16 protein-coding genes and 1 pseudogene are annotated in these 15,689 nt (G+C 59.6%); 2 read left to right on the top strand and 15 right to left on the bottom strand.

Annotated elements, in window-relative coordinates:
- The first annotated feature begins 13 nt into the window (after positions 1-13).
- Positions 14-298 (top strand): YkgJ family cysteine cluster protein, encoded by a 285-nt coding sequence (locus PM1_RS04665; RefSeq protein ID WP_084229658.1) that lies wholly within the window; start codon positions 14-16, stop codon positions 296-298.
- A gap of 85 nt (positions 299-383) precedes the next feature.
- Here PM1_RS04665 and PM1_RS04670 read toward each other — a convergent pair.
- The 4 genes and pseudogenes from PM1_RS04670 to PM1_RS04685 all read right to left on the bottom strand — a co-directional run bounded on the left by PM1_RS04670 (position 384) and on the right by PM1_RS04685 (position 5,525).
- Positions 384-1,220 (bottom strand): annotated as a pseudogene (locus PM1_RS04670) (IS5 family transposase).
- A 213-nt stretch (positions 1,221-1,433) separates the two neighbouring features.
- Positions 1,434-2,321, bottom strand: a complete 888-nt coding sequence (locus PM1_RS04675) for an alpha/beta hydrolase (RefSeq protein ID WP_009615938.1) — start codon at positions 2,319-2,321, stop codon at positions 1,434-1,436.
- The gene (locus tag PM1_RS04680; protein ID WP_009615940.1) at positions 2,321-4,882 is read right to left on the bottom strand and encodes an autotransporter family protein; all 2,562 of its coding nucleotides are present in this window, start codon (positions 4,880-4,882) and stop codon (positions 2,321-2,323) included. The genes PM1_RS04675 and PM1_RS04680 overlap by 1 nt, the downstream gene beginning before the upstream one ends.
- Before the next feature lie 196 nt (positions 4,883-5,078).
- Positions 5,079-5,525, bottom strand: a complete 447-nt coding sequence (locus PM1_RS04685; protein WP_009615942.1) for a hypothetical protein — start codon at positions 5,523-5,525, stop codon at positions 5,079-5,081.
- Between the two features lie 138 nt (positions 5,526-5,663).
- Here PM1_RS04685 and PM1_RS04690 point away from each other — a divergent pair, with 138 nt between their 5' ends.
- Positions 5,664-6,011, top strand: coding sequence for a helix-turn-helix domain-containing protein (locus tag PM1_RS04690; RefSeq protein WP_024128457.1), 348 nt, complete (start codon positions 5,664-5,666; stop codon positions 6,009-6,011).
- A gap of 28 nt (positions 6,012-6,039) precedes the next feature.
- Here the strand turns inward: PM1_RS04690 and PM1_RS04695 are convergent, their stop codons facing one another.
- The 11 genes from PM1_RS04695 to PM1_RS04745 form a co-directional block, all read right to left on the bottom strand.
- Positions 6,040-6,375, bottom strand: coding sequence for a hypothetical protein (locus PM1_RS04695; RefSeq protein ID WP_009615946.1), 336 nt, complete (start codon positions 6,373-6,375; stop codon positions 6,040-6,042).
- An 84-nt stretch (positions 6,376-6,459) separates the two neighbouring features.
- On the bottom strand, positions 6,460-6,642 hold the full coding sequence (locus tag PM1_RS04700; protein WP_009615948.1) for a hypothetical protein: 183 nt from the start codon (positions 6,640-6,642) through the stop codon (positions 6,460-6,462).
- Positions 6,643-6,688: 46 nt separating this feature from the next.
- The gene (locus tag PM1_RS04705; RefSeq protein WP_009615950.1) at positions 6,689-7,609 is read right to left on the bottom strand and encodes a recombination directionality factor; all 921 of its coding nucleotides are present in this window, start codon (positions 7,607-7,609) and stop codon (positions 6,689-6,691) included.
- Positions 7,610-7,689: 80 nt separating this feature from the next.
- Complete coding sequence (locus PM1_RS04710; protein WP_009615952.1) at positions 7,690-8,694, bottom strand: YqaJ viral recombinase family nuclease; 1,005 nt, start codon at positions 8,692-8,694, stop codon at positions 7,690-7,692.
- Positions 8,695-8,821: 127 nt separating this feature from the next.
- Positions 8,822-9,223 (bottom strand): hypothetical protein, encoded by a 402-nt coding sequence (locus PM1_RS04715; RefSeq protein ID WP_009615954.1) that lies wholly within the window; start codon positions 9,221-9,223, stop codon positions 8,822-8,824.
- A gap of 154 nt (positions 9,224-9,377) precedes the next feature.
- The gene (locus PM1_RS04720) at positions 9,378-10,346 is read right to left on the bottom strand and encodes a DUF932 domain-containing protein (protein ID WP_009615956.1); all 969 of its coding nucleotides are present in this window, start codon (positions 10,344-10,346) and stop codon (positions 9,378-9,380) included.
- A gap of 98 nt (positions 10,347-10,444) precedes the next feature.
- A complete protein-coding gene (locus tag PM1_RS04725) occupies positions 10,445-10,717 on the bottom strand; it encodes a hypothetical protein (RefSeq protein ID WP_003150493.1) in 273 nt (90 codons plus the stop codon).
- Between the two features lie 222 nt (positions 10,718-10,939).
- On the bottom strand, positions 10,940-11,320 hold the full coding sequence (locus tag PM1_RS04730; protein WP_124082832.1) for a hypothetical protein: 381 nt from the start codon (positions 11,318-11,320) through the stop codon (positions 10,940-10,942).
- Between the two features lie 184 nt (positions 11,321-11,504).
- A complete protein-coding gene (locus PM1_RS04735; RefSeq protein WP_009615960.1) occupies positions 11,505-13,460 on the bottom strand; it encodes a DUF3732 domain-containing protein in 1,956 nt (651 codons plus the stop codon).
- Positions 13,457-13,945 (bottom strand): three component ABC system middle component, encoded by a 489-nt coding sequence (locus PM1_RS04740; RefSeq protein ID WP_003150491.1) that lies wholly within the window; start codon positions 13,943-13,945, stop codon positions 13,457-13,459. The genes PM1_RS04735 and PM1_RS04740 overlap by 4 nt, the downstream gene beginning before the upstream one ends.
- A complete protein-coding gene (locus PM1_RS04745; RefSeq protein WP_202964462.1) occupies positions 13,942-15,222 on the bottom strand; it encodes an ABC-three component system protein in 1,281 nt (426 codons plus the stop codon). The genes PM1_RS04740 and PM1_RS04745 overlap by 4 nt, the downstream gene beginning before the upstream one ends.
- Positions 15,223-15,689: the final 467 nt, after the last annotated feature.

Here is a 15,689-nt window from a genome sequence, read left to right on the forward strand (position 1 = left end):
TTCATCGCCTCCAATGTCATCCAATGTATTTCCCTGCACTAGATGCGGCCTGTGTTGCCAGAATGTATATCTGGCAACGGAAACTCGCTTTCTTGATCGTGGCGACGGTACGTGTCGACACTATAATACGAGCACTAAAGGCTGTGGCATCTATAAAGAACGTCCCGATATCTGCAGAGTAGATCGACAATACGAGATGCACTATGCCCAGCAGTATAAATGGGAAGAGTTCGTTACGCTGAATCTAGAGGTCTGTACGGATTTGCAGAAGCGGGAGGGGACTTGGCCTGGAGAGTAGTTGCTCGATATGCTCCACAGAAACTACTGAAGGCCTGTAGCATCAATGAGTCCAATCCTTATTGTATTGCTCTATAATTCTGAGACTAGGTTCTGTACGAAAAGTACTGCCGCAGACACCGTAGTGTGCAAGCCAGCGTGACCATGGCGGCAAAGCTTCTTGCCAGCTTGTCGTAGCGAGTGCCGATTCTCCGGCTCTCCTTCAGCCAGCCGAACATCCGTGTCGGTATTTGGGACGGTCAAACAGCCTCGGTAGTCCTGGCTTCGGCTTGCGCTTCATGGTTCGCAGCGGAATCACAGGTTGCATCCGGTAGCGGTCGCAGTACTGACGCAAGTGCTTGGCATCGTAGCCCTTGTCTGCCAGCAACCAGCGGCAGCGCTTGCGAGGCCGGCCTTGCTTGCCGGGGATGCGGACCTGATCTAGGAGTGCTTGGGCATTCGAGATGTCGCTGGTCTGACCCGGCGACAGCAGAAAGCGCAGAGGCACGCCGTTGGCATCGCAGACCATGTGGATCTTGGTGGTCAGGCCACCTCGGCTACGCCCCAGCGCATGGTCTACCGGCTCTTTTGGCCCCTTTTTTCCCGGCGCCAGAAGAGGCTCGGGTTGCTCGCACCGCTGTGGAGTCGATCATCCAGGTATCCAGATCGATCAGCCCTTCCTGATTCAGACGAATGTGCAAGCGCTCAAGGGCTTGGTCGAATGTGCCGTCGTCACGCCAGTCACGAAAGCGCTGATACACCGTCGACCAAGGGCCGAACCGCTCCGGCAGGTCTCGCCAGGCGGCACCTGAGCACAGGATCCAGAAGATGCCATTGAGCATCAGTCGGTCATCACTGCGAGGTCGCCCCATCTTCTGCTCGGGGGAAACCAGATCGGCGATCAGCTCCCAAGCTGCATCCGGGAGTTCGTAGCGCTTTGCCATGCGGGCCTCCAGCCTGTCATGGCGCCGATTTTACTCGCTCGGACTTTTCGTACAGAACCTAGTACCAGCACATCGCTTCGGGGCAAAATGGTCCTTTTCCAAGAGCAATATGCGCAGGTGAGGGTGAAGGGAGTGGGGGGATTGGCATGGCTGTCATCCAGTGGCTGTTGGATGGCGCCAGATTGCCAGCAGGTCGCGACAAATCATGTCGCCTCACTTGATCTGAGTATTGGCTGAACACAAGGCGAAGGTTGCAGTGCCGGAGTGAGGGGGCTCTATCCAATGCCTCCATGCTATCTCCCAGCCAGCATTGTGGCTTGCCCCCGGTATCTGGATGCACTCGATATGGGAGGGGGAGCCGATGGCCCGCTGGTAACGGTCCACCAAGCGACTGGGAATAACAGTGTCTTGCTGTCCGACTAAATGCCGCTGCGGTATCGACGCTAGCCGATCCCTATAGTCCAACGGATCCAGCGAGCCGCGGAGGGGCGAGAGCCCTTTCATTTGTGCCCAAAGCCGTGGGCTGAGGTTGCCGGCCAGTGTCTGCACCAAGGTGACGTCATCCCGCTGCGCCGCCAGCAGTAACGCCAGTGCTGCACCACCGGAATACCCCACCAGCTCGAACTCTCGATTGTCATACTGCTGCTTCATCTGGTCCAGAGCCTGGCTGAGACGGGTAACCACCTCCTGCGAAAAACGCCGATTGGTCCAGAGGGTGGGCTCACAAGCTGGTGCCATGACGAACTGGCAAGGCCGTGCCAGGTAGGCATTCGGCGACGGATCATCCACGGCCAAACGTGCCACCAGCAGATTGTGCGGACTCGGATCCAGGCTGGGCTGTGTCGCCGTGGCCCAGGCATGTCCATCGCCTTCCAGGTAGACGCGCAGGCGCGTGGCTTTCGTGGCGTCCGGCGGTGCCAGCATAACTAGCGGGAACAGTTGCTCCGACAGGATTTCCAGGTGTCGCCCATGCTCATCCGCCAATTGCTGCAGCGCTTCGCGGGGCGACTGGCAGCCGACGAGGAGGGCGCCGACCAGCAGCGCCATCAGGACTCGAAGAAAACCGGCCCACGTGCGTGGGCCGAAAAGGTGGTGGCTCATCAGAAGTCGTAACGAACCTTGGCGGTGAAGGTGTCGGCATTGAAGTCGGTCTTGCCGGTATAGTCATAGCTGACCCCGACGGTGACCGCTCCCAGATGGTAATCCGCACCGACACCCGCTTCGTAGCTGTTGCGCACCGCCTTGGCACCTTGGCTCACGAAGGGCGTGCCACCCAGCGTGAAGGTCGAGGTGCTCTGGGCTTCGTCCGCGGCAAAGTCATGGTAGGCCATCAGCTTGGCCTGCGGCTGCAGGTGGCCATTGCCGACCAGGAAGTCGCCGGCCACACGCACACCAGCACCCAGTTCCGCCACCTCGTAGCGTTGGCTATCCACCTTGAGCGCCGCTGACGAACCCTTCTCGTGGTAGCCATCGATATCGACGCGGGCGTAACGTGCAGCCAGTCGCGGTTCGACCAGGAACTGCTGGTTCAGGTGATAGGTGTAGCCACCCACCACGTTGGCGCCCAGCACCTGGCTGTCATAATCGCCCTTGGCCGTGGTGCCGGCGATGCGACGCTTGCTCTCATTGTCGTTGAGCCCATAGCTCAGGTTGGCGTCGACGAAGTAGTTACCCTGTTCGAAGCCGCTGTACAGGGTGAGGGCATTGCTATCCACATCGGTGGTGTTGCCGGTGTCGCTGTTCACGCTGGTGTGCAGGAAGCTGTAGGCCACGCCCAGGGTCAACTGGTCGGTGAGCTTGCCATCGGCGCCGATGGCGATGCCGCGGCTGTAGGCGTTGAAGCCGGCCACGCCATCACGCAGGTCCTGGTTGGCATCGCTGTACAGCGCCTGGGCCCAGATACCAGTGTGCTGCAGCACATCGCCCGAAGATGCACCGCGCAGGCTGCTGGTGCGATTGCCGGTGACGTTGCTCATCAGCGTTTGCCCACTGGTGGCCGCTTGGGTTGCGCCACCGTTCACCTCGGGTGCCAACTGTTCCGTCAGCTTCTTCAGCGCTGCCGGATCCTGCGAGGCATTCACATAGGCCTGGAACACCGGGTCGTTGGGATTGCTCTGCGCCAGCGCGGTCACCACCTGGCTGAAGGCAGCACCCGCACGTTGGGCGTTGGCCGAACCGCCAACCTGGCCGATCACCTCACCGACTTCGTCCTGGCCCTTGGTGCTGACCTTGGCCAGGATCTGGTTGTCGCCACTGCTGACGGTGTCGACGTTCAGCAGGGCCGAACGGCTGGTCACGCTGACGCCGTCATCCTGCAGGGTGCCGGCTTGGACCAAGGTGTAGGTCGTGCCCTGGGCCTTGAAGTCGCTGCCCTGGGCCGCCAGCTGGATCTGCGAGCCCTTGGCGAACTCCGCGGTACCGGATACCGCGACCACGGCCTTGCTCGGATCCGTGGCCGTGCTCAGGTTGAGCCCCAGCGAGGAGTTGCCCGCCACATCCAGGTTGCCCTGAATCGTGGTGTGCGGCTGAGCGAATTCCAGATGCGCCGGTATGTTGCCGGCATCGCTGCCAACATCCAGCCAACCGGCGTCCTTCAGGCGGATGTTCGCGCCATCGGTGCTGGCGTCGGTGCCGCTGAAGGTCACGTCGCCGTTCACTTCGATGTTGGACAGGTCGATCAAGTTACCGGTGATGCTGCCGGCATTCCACACCAGGTGTACGCCGCCACTGGCCTGGGAGGCATCGATGGCTTCGTCCTGGGAAATTAGGTTGCCGCTGTTCTGGATGACCAGCGTGTTACCGGCATTCGCGCCGTCGATGTCGAAGGCGCCCACTTCGATGGCGGCATCGTCAGCCTGGATGGTGCCGGTGTTGAGCACCTGCACTGGCGCACTGGCAAAGCTCACGCCGTCGAGACGCAGCGCGGTTGCATCGTCGCCGTGGGCCACGATGCTGCCATGGTTCTCGATCCCGCCGAGGTCCACTCGATCCGGGCTACCCATGTCGTCGTCATAGGTGGCGAGAACGCCCGTCGATTCGGTACCGCTGACCTGGATCAGGCCATCGTTGATCAGCTTGCCGCCGATGGTGCCGCCCTTGAGCTGGATGCCCGTGGCCTCTTGGCCATCGGCAAGGATCTTGCCGCTGGCAGCGTTGACCAGGTCGCCCAGCAGCTCGGATTGACCGGCGAACTTGAGGCCGCGGATTCCATCGCCCTCGAGGACGCCGCCAGCCACCTGCAGGGTGCCTTCATTGACCAAGTTGCCGTGGATAACAGCAGGGTCGATCAGCAGGCCGGTGACGCCGGCGCCGTTCACCGTGATGTTGCCCTTGTTCTGCAGGTTGCCGAACACCTCGGTGGGTGCGCCGATGGGCGAGGGCGTGTCATCGTCGCCGGCGTAGGACAGGTCGACGCCGTTGAGGTCATCACCCGTGGCTTGCACCTGGGCGTTGAGCACCAGGTCGTGGTTGAAGGTGTCACTGTAGAAGCGGATGGGCTGGTCGCTGCCAGTGAAGGCACCGGTGACTTCGGTGCTGTCGGTGTAGGTGTTGCCTTCGCTGTCCAGGCCGCTGTTGGTCAACGTCAGGGCGTGGGCGGCGAGGGGCAGGGCGCTGGCGGAAATCGCCAGAGCGAGCAGTGTCTTGCGATATTTTGGAGTCATGAGTGCTTTATCCCTAAACAGTATTTGGCGATTTGTTTTTTATTTTTTGTTTTGCGGAGACCTCTTTTCGAAAATAAAAAGTTGGGTGGTGACTGCGCAGCCAAACTTGGCTGCGCAGTAGGTGGAGTGATTGGTTCGGTTTGATGAAGATCTTTCTTATTGTTTAACTGCGACGCGACAACTTGCGTCGTTCTGCCTACCAAGCAGAGCGACAGAGGTTCTTCTTGCTGGTCAGGGGTTGGAGAACCTGGGGAAGGTTCTGGGTTGGGAGTTTCACCGTCTGGCCGCCAGCGCTGAGTTGCAGGGTGCGGGCCTTGCGCAGTGCGGCCCAGAAGCCCGGGAAGCTGGAGCTGCAGGCTTCGCAGTCGGTGTAGAAGGGGTTGCTGAAGGTGGTGCCGTCGACGATGACGTCGAAGCCATCGTTTTCGGAGGAGTACTGCTTGCCGGCGATAGTGGCGTAGGCGGAAACCGGGCTTTCGTCATCGTCTGGGCAGGTGATGTCCAATTGGTTGCCGTTGCCGTCGTCGACCAGGTGTTCTTCGACGCCTTGGGTGTAGCTGGAAGTCCATTCGTAGGTGCCGGCAAAAGCGGTGCTGGTGGCCAGCCAGCCAAGGAGAGAAGCCAGGAGCAGTTGCTTGTGCATGGGGACGATCCCTGTATCGAGTGAAGAAAGATCACCAATAAAGTCGAAAATCAACCTTTTGAGGTGATTTTCGACCTGTGGTGTTCTTCATGTCAATGAGGCGGTGCCCAACCATTCAGGTTGAATGGGAGAGGCATCATGTCTGGTACGGATCAGAAAGCACTGGCTGAAGCGGTAGGGCGGGCGATTGCTAAGCAGCGCATGCGCTGTGGGATGACGCAGGATGAAGTGGCGGAAGTCCTGGGTGTGGGGAATGAGGCGGTATCTCGCATCGAGCGAGGAATTGTCATGCCCAACATTGCTCGGCTGTTCGAGTTCGCGACGATCTTCAATTGCAACGCGATGGAACTGCTGAGCGAGGCCAGCTTGCGCCCGGATGACCAGGCCACTCGGATCAGCGGATTGCTGAATGCCCTGGAGGAGAGCGACCGTCAGTTGGTCGTAGAGATGGTCGAACGGTTAAGTGAGCGACTTAGTCGCGGGTGAGGGGGCCACTTCAGCCAGCAGAATTGAGTTAGCGGCGTGGTATGGGCTCTTCGTTGTACTTCGCCCCGCAACGGAGGCAGAGGCAGTCGTACTCCATGAACTGGAAGCGGCGCACATCGCGAATGAAATCGCCAGTGCTGTTCCAGTTTGCCGCCGCGCCGCATATACCATCGAGCATCAGGTTGAACGCGCGTTCCAGCGGGCTTTCGCAATGTAGGTCCGAGGTTATAGGCTGCTGCCGGGCAGGTGACTGCTGGATGCCGCGCAAGAAACCGTCCAGCGTGCCCATCAGTCTGGCCAGCGCCTTGGCGGCGTCCTTGGACAACACCACGGAAGAATTACAGATCAGGCACCGTGTGATCATGGTGAGTGCTCCTGTTAGGCGGAAAGTTGAGATGAGAGTCGGCGAGTAGGAGCCCCGACGGCTCCTGCTTATGCCGTCACGGGACTAGAGGGAAATGCGGAGCCCGATCCGTTGGAGGAGTCGGTGGAAGAGGACCAGCGCCAGCACGATGACTAGCGCCAGCGGCCAAAAGCGCAGCATGAGCACCAGCAGCGCAACAGCCACTGCACAACTGACCAGCACACCGATAAACACGAACAGCAAACCAATGAAGCGCACCAGGTTCATGGTGCGATCCTCCTCGTAGATTGAGTGATGGGTGATGCCGCGGACATCAGTCCGCGGCGTGTTGGGCCCGGGCTTCGGCACGGGCTTTCAGCAGCGTCGACAGGGTGGGTTTCGGCGTGGCGGGTGGTTCCGCTACAGGAGCGGCCGAAGGTGGCGACTCGCGGGCCGGCTCCGGGAAAAACTCCTCGGCGATGGCTCCGGTTTCCTCGTCACTGTCCTCGAAGGCACCATTGGCAAATCCCAGCCTTGCGGTGGCATCCAGCGCCACCTGGTCGAAGCCGGAGGCCTGGCGCGCCTCATCGAGCTCCCGGGCCTGCAGCAATGCTTCCTCCATCGACAGGCCACTGCGTACCGTGATGTCGACGTAGAAGATCGGCGAACCGTGGCTCTGTCGGGTGGACTTCCCTCGTAGGCGTAGCTCCAGCGGCAGGCACGCCAGGCGGTTGCCCGAGATCGCCTGCAGGTACTGCAGCCGGGCCGCCAGGGTGCGGATGCTGTTGAAGCCGGTGGTGCGGAATACGAAGCTGCCTAGCGGATCCTCATCGCCGATGGCGACGTTGAGGCGACCGTAGGGCTTGCAGGCGCCGCCCTTGGCCAACGGACAGCCATCTGGCGACGGGCAGGGTAGCGAGGCGATGCCGTCCTGGCCCCGGCGCTTGCAGGTCTCGCCGTTGCCGACACACAGCGGTCGCCCAGACTGCCGATCAAACAGGCAGTACTCGGCGCGGAAGTTCAGCTCCGGCGCGTTGAATAGCAGGCGTATCGGAATGCTGCGGATCTTGCCGCCCTGTGCTTTGCGCAGTTCCTCGTCCAGGGGATGGGCCAACCAGCCATCGCGCAGCTGGACCTGCGAGGTGAGGGTGAATTGATCGTCCTTCTCCGGCAGGCGCTTGCCGTTCTTCTCGACGACCTTGCCGATGGAAATCCGCCCGAGCACCGGCGGGGTAATGGCCAAGCCTTTGAGCATGGTGGTTCTCCAGTGGATGAATAAAAAGGACCACCCCGGCGCAGGGGAGACGCCGGAATGGTCAAGGGGGGGAAGCGAAATCAGGTGATCAGGAAGCGCCGGCTGCCGACCTTGGTGGTGGGATAGCGCACCAGCAGATAGGGCTTTTCCTTGAGCAGCCGCGGCACATCGAGCACCACGCTGTCTTTGGCCTTGCGCCAGGACACCGTGCCGTTGGCGAATAGCGCCCGACTGGCATCGCCCATGGCCTGCTGCAGTTGCTGTTTCAGCTCGGCTTCGCGCTTGCCCTGAATCTCCAGGCTGGCGCGTACCGTCTGCAGTTCATCGAAGGCAGCCGACAGCAGCGGGTTCTGGGTGAGGTCCAGGGTGTGACCCTGGTCCTCCGGGTACAGGCAGCGCAGGGCCTGCTCCGCCGAGTCGGAACCATCCGCCGGCGGTGGCGTATCGCGTTGCACGTAGCCCCAGAAGTCGCGTTCCAGCTCGATCAACCGAGTAATGAGCTCGTCGTCGCGCTCGATGCGATGGATCTCCAGGTGCTGGCCACCGAGCAGCACGGCCACGTCAGCCGCCTGCTTGCCGGTGACCGCCAACTGGTGCATCACCTGCAACTGCACGTACACCGGCACCCCTTCCTTCCACAGGCGCGTGCCATTGATGCCGGCGGTCTTGCACTCAAGGATCTGCACGTCGCTGGCGCCGATCACCTCGCGATCGATGTTGGCCAGCATCCAGTCCAGTTTCGGATCCGGATGCTGCAGCACGGCATTGATCCGCCGTACACGATTGCCGGTACGCCGGGCGTAGTGGTTGGCGACGATGGGCTCGAGGATGTTGCCCCAGTAGGTCGGGCTTTCCTCGTCGCTCGGATCGCTCTTAGGCAGGCCAGCATCGCGGCCGGTCTTTTCCAGCCACAGCTCCAGCTGCGACTTGTAGGGGTTGAGGCCGACCGCAGCCGCGGCGTCCGAGCTGCCGATCCCGTGCTTGCGCACGGCCAGCCAGTCATCGCGGGACAGATCCTTAGTACCGACCAGGCGCAGGGCAGGGCGCTGCCGTGTCCTGTTGGGCGTGGAATGGGCATGAGTCATGAGGATTTTTCTCCGGACATAAAAATGCCCGGCCGGCAGAGCCGGTCGGGCATCGAGTGAGGGAATGGGCGGCCGTCAGGCCATCAATGGGAGATGCGCATTCAGGCGGCGCTGCGATCACTCCCACTTACCGGGCTACAGCAACGGCTGTAGCAGTCGCCGACTGACGTCGCCGTGCGTGATAGGCACGAACCTTCTCGCGCCAACTGGGCGAGAGCTCCTTGGCCATATCGAGATAGCGCAGCGGGCAGCTGTAGTAGTACGGCGCCATGGACTCATCCATGGCTTTGTACCCCCACTCACCGCCACTGCGTTGCAACAGATCACAGCGGATGTAGCGCATGGACTCGCAGGGAGCGAGGTCTGAGTGAACGCCTTCGGCTTTCGCCTTGATTTCGGTGACCGACCACAGCACGTTGCCGCGCAAGGTATGCACAAGCACACGAACACTGGCCCGTGCCGTGTCTTCGGGGCGGATCAGATCTTGGATGAGTTCTGACCGGGTACGGGATGAGAAGAGCCAGCCCATGAGAGAGGTCTCCAATGAAACACCGGAGCTCACTCCACAGGAGCGGAACCCCGGCGGGTGGAAGAGAACGCCCAACGCAGTGGTACCTGCGAGCCATTGCTGTCGTCGCAGAACCGCTTGGACAAAGAGAGATAACGAGAGGAGAGAACTGCTGTCAGGCCACCAACTGCAGGGCCGCCTCCAGGGCGCGTTGCTTGATCACCGCCCCTTGGCCGAACCAGGCCGAGTCCATGCGGTACTCATTGCTGCGCGCACGGCGCTCGTGGTCGACGTACTCGGTGACGGCATTGAGCAGGCCCCAGGCGGTGCCGTTGGCGGCCTCCAACTGCGAACCGCGGCCGCGGCCTTCGTACAGGCTTTGCACCCGCCGCAGCGCGCGCTCATTCGGCAAGGCATCCGGCAACGGGTTGTTAGGCTGGGCATCGCAGAGCACCTGCATGAAGTAGTCCATCGCCTCGTGCCACTGCACCTTGCGCTCGGCCAGATGGCGCATGCGATACATGAACTCGTCCCATTGCGAGACGGCGATACCCAGTTGCTTTTTCACCGCTTGGGCATCGAAGCGCGTGCTGTGTGGCACCTTGATTGCCCGGGTGGCACCATCGACGGCAATGGTCAGGGTGTTGTTACACACCACCCGCACGGTGGTCGGCGTTGCCGTGGTGGCCAGGGTGCCGTCGCAGGAGGTGGCCAGCAGCAGGTAGCCGTTGACCAGATCGTTGCCCTTCAGCGAGGTGTTCTGTCCGGTGCGCGCCAGCGCCCAGAACTTGCGACCGCCCTTGAGCACGCCGGCGGTTTCCAGTTCGTAGCCGGAGACCTGGGTGAGGTCGCGGTAGAACTCCAGCACCTCCCGCGGCTGCACCACCTGGTAGCGCTGGGAGACCACCGAGAGCGGTGCCTTGGTGTCGGAACGGTAGAGCACCTTCTGCTCGGGGAAGGAGTGGATGCTGCCCAGGTGGCCGACCGCGTCGGCTTTGAAGTGGACCGGGCTTTCCTGGATCTGCCAGTCCATGCCGGCCTCACGCTGCCAGACTTCCAGCGGTTGTTTCGGAGAGAGACGGCTGCCCAGGCCATGCCAGGGGGCTTCGCCGACATAGGCCATATGTTCGATGAGATGAGCCATAGTGAGTTTCCTGTGAGCAATTGCCGGCATAAAGCGCTGCGCGAAGCGCAGCACCGGCGGAAGGGATGAAGGAGAAGGGGAGCGAAGAACGAAGCCGATCAGGTCGGCAGGTTGAAGCGATGCCCGCAGATCAGGCAGAGGTTGTTGGCGAGCACGTGGCGATCTAACTGGTCGCCGAGCTGGGCGCCGAGCGCACAACCGCCGACGCCGCCGGCCAGGCCGCCGAGAATGGCGCCGGACAGTGAGCCGAGGGTAATGCCCAACGGGCCGGCGATGGCGCCTACTGCTGCGCCGGCTTGCCCGCCAGCAAGAGCGGCGGATGCACCACGTGCTGCGCCACCGACGGTGCCGACCAGGGCGCCGATCTTCATGGCAGGATGCAGGGATGCGATCTTGGGGGAATTACAGCGAGGGCACTGCAATGACATGGCTGGAGGGCCTCCATGGTGGGTATGTCATTGCTGTGATGTAGGGTTGAGTTTTTTTCGAATCGAATTGCTGTGATGTAGATAGCCCGTTGTAGATTTTGACTAAAGGGCGGGCTTTAACCCGCCTTTTGTATACCTTTTGAAGGGCTTGAGATGTCCCTGTGATTAAAACCCACCATGCCTCTCTGCGTAGGAGATAAAGTCTTCGATGAATTTTCTTAATTGTTTTTCGTAAATTCCATCTCCCCAGCTCTCTGAACTATAGTTGTGAGAGTCATCTAGTGATATGACAATGTCCCCGTTGTTGTCGATGTCTTCGACAGTTATCCCGAAGAGATTCTCTCTCGAAGTTTTACCAAGAGTGAAAGTTTGATGGCTACCATCTCTGTAGGTTGAGCTGAGTGTTATGCTTTCATCTGAATTTTGGATGTCGACTTTAAGGTTGCGCTCTTGTAGCCTGGCTGCGTAATTTCCTGCCAAGAGGGTGGCTCGAATCACAGCTTCTTTGAGTGCTTTTAGATTTTTATCTGTGGATGCTTTTAGCAAGATTTCATTTTTCTTGGCTTTTTCAAGCTTTTCATCGACTATTAAGAAAAAATCATCAAGGGTTCACGGGCGATTCCTTAGTAATACCTGTCGGTTAGAATCGGGCAGAAGTTGGTATCAGCAGTGGATCAAACACATCTACTTAAACCATCATACGACTTCTAGTCGTATGATGGTTGCTAGATCAATTAACTGGTTCTGATGGCCAATTTTCGGGAACTAGCGCGGGTGGCTTGGTCCATGGTTCTTCAACCAACGCGTCCTGGAACCACTGTTCGCGCAGGTTCGCATGTTCAGTAACAATTAGTTGGAAGCCGGGGACCTCTTCTTGAGTGAACTTCAGCAACAGCTCGAATAGACGGCGTACCGCATCAAGGTCGGCGTCGGCTTCCGTCTTCTGCACTGAACCGTCGGCATCTTGGTAAACCTGTTCAGAGGGGAAGTAAACCTGGGTTGGTTGGTCGATCAGTAGGAAGCGCGGGATTGGTCGATTGTTCTGCGCCGCGAATAGGTGCAGGGCAAGTAGTGCCGACAGATGGTACGCGAGATGGTTTTCGCCGCCGCCGGTCCTGCCCATCGGCACTGGGCGCTCGGGCCGATCAAAGATGATCGTTAGTTGAGGCAGATTTAGCCGCGCGGGATAAGGACCGAACTCGGCGTTGAACTTCTGGATGTATCGCGACATCTGCGCAGAGATGTTGTTGAGGATTGACGTCAGGCGCTCGTTGCTGTCATCCGCCCCGATCTGCTCTTCAAGCTGCTTGACTTTGTTGCTGAGGCGGCGACTCTCAGCTTTCAGCTTGGCAAGATCCTCATTTGGGAGGAGCGTTTCCAGGAACAGACTGATACGGCCGACCACGCGCGCAGCGGCATTGTTGCGCGAGCCCATCTTGGCGAGAAATTCGTTGGCTGAGATCGCCGCGGACAGCTCCGCTTCCTTCTGCTTGATCTCATCCCTGATCTCGTCCACGGTGCCGGCCAGTTCGGTCAAGTAGGCATCGAGCTTAGGACGTTGGCCGGTGGCGACGCGCAACTCCTTGTCGAGCGATGCCAGTTCGTTGAGCAGGACAACGGCAACCGGGGATTCTAGTGCCAGATTCTGTTCGCTGAACGGCCATTGCCATTCACCGCTGTCAGGATTCTTCGGCAAGGCTTTGATCGACGCCAGGCGGTCTATCTGTTCGGCAGCCTCGTTTTCGTAGCCACCCGAGCGTTTGGCGAACTGTCGCGCTGCATCAATCCTTCCCTGAACGTCCCGGCGATTACGGCGCAACTGAACGAGTTTCTCTTCCAGAATCGAAACCCGGCTGCCGTCGTCGTCAGGTACCGTTTCGGGCTTCCAGAACAACGCAGACCTCAATACTTCCATGATCCCGTCTGCATTGAGACTCTCGTCGGTAGTGCCGAGGACCCCGACTGTCTTTGCTTCCGAGTGGAGGCCGATCGCCTGCACATGCGATGTGTCGACGGCGTCTTGTGCCAGTTCCAGTTTCTTCTGGTTAACCCTCAGATCCCGTTGCGCCAAGCGCAACTTGGATTCCAGTTCGTAGCGGTCGCTGGAAGAGACTCCGAGCAGGATCGGTAACGTGTCACGGATCGCCTGCGGCTGAAACTGTTCGTTCTGCCGGTAGAAAAGTTGGTCTTTGTTAGCGACCAACCCCTGTTTCTGGAACAGGTAATAGAACGTGTGCTTAACGTTGGCGTCGTAGCTGTTGCGACTATGCTCCAGCGCGACTTCGGTGCGATTCTCGGGAATCCCGAGCAGGCGCGACAATAATTCGACGATGCTTTCGTCGTCAGTGTTGATCGCCAAATCCTTGAACTCGGGTACCTGCAATTGGGCGCCTCTGCGCAGCATCACCGTACTGCAACTGGCGCCGCTGCCAGAAGGGGGTGGCTTGGCGACCAGTACCTGCTCCTTCTCGAACTGGTAGATAACGGCGAACCAGGCCACCTTGTCGCGAATGATACCCTCGGGGACGTTGAACGAAGATCGTCCCATGCAGTATTCGATGATCTCTGAAAGTGCAGATTTGCCAGTGGAGGAGCGACCGGTGATGACGTTGAGTCCGTCCACCTTGAATGCGAGGTCACGACGTTGGCCATCATGGCTGTAAATGTGGATGGATCTGATCTTCATGGGCGAATCCCGAAAGTCGTGTAGACGGTCGCCCGGTCGGCGATACGTGCGAATTCCTTTCCTACGACGCGGGCCACTTTCTGGCAGGCGACAGTTTCGGCTGTGCCATCGACGGCCTTGCGCACCTTCTTGGGGATGGTCTGAATGCGTCCGTCATCCGCGACGGCGATGCACCCCCTTTCCATCAGTAGACCGAACCCCTCGAAGGCATAGGGAAGCATCTGCGTGACCCGATCGGCGAAGCCCACCATGATTTGCTGGTTCTTCTCTGCGGTCTTGAGCAGATAGCTGCGTGGGCTGCCAGCGATCACCTCTCGTGAGTCCTTGTGCAGGCTTAGGGGCAGCACAAGAAGCGACAGCGAAAAAGGCATGCCGCGGTCGTCGTCTTCTTCGTAGCCGGCCAGGGCGCGAAACATGACTAAGCCACAGAATGCAGGATTGAACAGGTTTCGAACCTCGAAAGGGCGCTGATCCCATCGCTTCATGATGCCGCCTCCAGTACGTCGCCGAGACGGTCAAGGAATCTGGGATGCCAGTAGACTCTGGGGTGGGGAGTACTGTCGGCGAGAATGTGGAAGCTTCCACGAAGGACGTAGGGCTCCGTCACCCGCGCACGAATGCGCAGGGAGTCGATCTTTGCGGTTTCAAATTCCGCCCAGTTGTAAAGTTCAGTGCCGGCTTGGCGAAGCACGTCCTCAGCACTGTCGTCTTCCAGCCTCTCGAAAATGACATCCTTGTAGCGGTCCCACTCATCGGCCAAGCGATCTTCGTATTCCTCGACCTCTCCCAATACAAGCAGGCTCGCGCGCGCCCAGGCCGACCGTTGTTCGAACGCCCGGTAATAATCCAAAATCGCACTTCTGATTCGGTTGGCGGAAATGCCAATCTCACGCAGTTGCGCTACGAATAGGCGCGGATCAGTATCAATGTCGATGTTGTCGGAGGGGAGTTTTCCGCGGAAGGTGATAGGCAGGTTATCTACCTTGTACTCCTCGGCGAAGTTCGAGAGCTTGTCAGATACTTCGTAGCCAAAGATCCCTTCGGGCCTACCACCGGTGAGCTGCTTGATCACGACATCGGTCCACCAACCTTCCAGCCGCTCGAAGACGAATTCGCGGTGCTCGCGCCGGATGCTTCGCATGTGCTTATCCCTTATGAGCACGGGAATGTCGTCGATGCGCGGGCTGCTATCCAGGATCAGGATGCGCTCGAGGAAATCCTGCTTCTCGACATCATTCAGTTCCTCAAACGCCGCGGCAATCGGCGCGATGAGTTTCGATTTCGATGCCGAAAGTGCCTTTTGGGCCAATGCAGTCAGAGTTTCGTCATCGCCGGAGGCGGTGGGCTGATTGGGGAGAAGACCGGACAGGAACGAGTCGGTCGACACCTCGCCGGTGGTGAAGAGGAAGAACCGCAGGTTCGATGCAGCACGGCCATCACGTTTGTACCGCACCAACCAGATATTGATGGACTTCCAGAAGTCGGCCGACAAGTCGGTCAGTCTGTCGCCGATCGCCTTGTGCTTAAGCGAGGCCAAAGACTTCCCGCCCTGGCCGTCGACGAAATCAAGGTCATCGTCCTTTTCCAGGAAGATGGCGGTGTCTTCCGGCAATTGGAGCAGTTGTAGAAGAGCAAGACGCGCCTGGTAGATGTATCCCAGTCCCTGCTCACCGGCCGAAAATTTGTCGGTAGATGTCCCGGCCATGCCAAATTCCTTTTTGTGCAGATTGTCGGGAGCGTACCTGGCATTGTGGCGGGCCATGCCATTGCTTCTTATGCCCCATGCCCTCTAGTTCCGACTCCCAGTGAGTACGGCAGCAGACCCGATGCCCTGTGCCTGTCCGTTACTGAATAATAGCAAAATGCCCTGGCAAGTCAGTCGAGGTAATGCACGGCATCGCAGAGGAAGTTATGGGCGCTGACAGCCAGCGGCAGGCCGCAACTAGTGGGCAGCACTAGTTTTGTGCTTGTCCCCACTTGTAGCCGTCGAGGCGTACTTGCTGTTTTGTGGCCTGGTCGGCGGCGCTACGGCCTATCGGTGAGTTCATCTGTGCCCTTGGCTCGAACTGTGGGGGTTCCTGCGCCTTCACCTAGTGCAGAGGTCAAGGGAGCACAACGCTCGTCAGATCCTCTGCGCCGAGCAGTCGCTGACTGCCAAGGGGCACAGGCCATCGCGTGTTACAAGCTGGCCGACCATTTCCGAGCCTACGCCCGGCGCGATGCGCTGCA

Origin of the sequence: Pseudomonas sp. M1, from assembly GCF_022760135.1 — a bacterium.
In the GTDB taxonomy this organism is placed as follows: Bacteria; Pseudomonadota; Gammaproteobacteria; order Pseudomonadales; family Pseudomonadaceae; genus Pseudomonas; species Pseudomonas citronellolis.

What these genes read in the sequence shown, in the direction of transcription:
- PM1_RS04665 (WP_084229658.1), top strand. Translation starts at nt 14, where the DNA reads ATGTCATCCAATGTATTTCCCTGCACTAGATGCGGCCTGTGTTGCCAG.
- PM1_RS04675 (WP_009615938.1), bottom strand. Translation starts at nt 2,321, where the DNA reads ATGAGCCACCACCTTTTCGGCCCACGCACGTGGGCCGGTTTTCTTCGA.
- PM1_RS04680 (WP_009615940.1), bottom strand. Translation starts at nt 4,882, where the DNA reads ATGACTCCAAAATATCGCAAGACACTGCTCGCTCTGGCGATTTCCGCC.
- PM1_RS04685 (WP_009615942.1), bottom strand. Translation starts at nt 5,525, where the DNA reads ATGCACAAGCAACTGCTCCTGGCTTCTCTCCTTGGCTGGCTGGCCACC.
- PM1_RS04690 (WP_024128457.1), top strand. Translation starts at nt 5,664, where the DNA reads ATGTCTGGTACGGATCAGAAAGCACTGGCTGAAGCGGTAGGGCGGGCG.
- PM1_RS04695 (WP_009615946.1), bottom strand. Translation starts at nt 6,375, where the DNA reads ATGATCACACGGTGCCTGATCTGTAATTCTTCCGTGGTGTTGTCCAAG.
- PM1_RS04700 (WP_009615948.1), bottom strand. Translation starts at nt 6,642, where the DNA reads ATGAACCTGGTGCGCTTCATTGGTTTGCTGTTCGTGTTTATCGGTGTG.
- PM1_RS04705 (WP_009615950.1), bottom strand. Translation starts at nt 7,609, where the DNA reads ATGCTCAAAGGCTTGGCCATTACCCCGCCGGTGCTCGGGCGGATTTCC.
- PM1_RS04710 (WP_009615952.1), bottom strand. Translation starts at nt 8,694, where the DNA reads ATGACTCATGCCCATTCCACGCCCAACAGGACACGGCAGCGCCCTGCC.
- PM1_RS04715 (WP_009615954.1), bottom strand. Translation starts at nt 9,223, where the DNA reads ATGGGCTGGCTCTTCTCATCCCGTACCCGGTCAGAACTCATCCAAGAT.
- PM1_RS04720 (WP_009615956.1), bottom strand. Translation starts at nt 10,346, where the DNA reads ATGGCTCATCTCATCGAACATATGGCCTATGTCGGCGAAGCCCCCTGG.
- PM1_RS04725 (WP_003150493.1), bottom strand. Translation starts at nt 10,717, where the DNA reads ATGAAGATCGGCGCCCTGGTCGGCACCGTCGGTGGCGCAGCACGTGGT.
- PM1_RS04735 (WP_009615960.1), bottom strand. Translation starts at nt 13,460, where the DNA reads ATGAAGATCAGATCCATCCACATTTACAGCCATGATGGCCAACGTCGT.
- PM1_RS04740 (WP_003150491.1), bottom strand. Translation starts at nt 13,945, where the DNA reads ATGAAGCGATGGGATCAGCGCCCTTTCGAGGTTCGAAACCTGTTCAAT.
- PM1_RS04745 (WP_202964462.1), bottom strand. Translation starts at nt 15,222, where the DNA reads ATGGCCCGCCACAATGCCAGGTACGCTCCCGACAATCTGCACAAAAAG.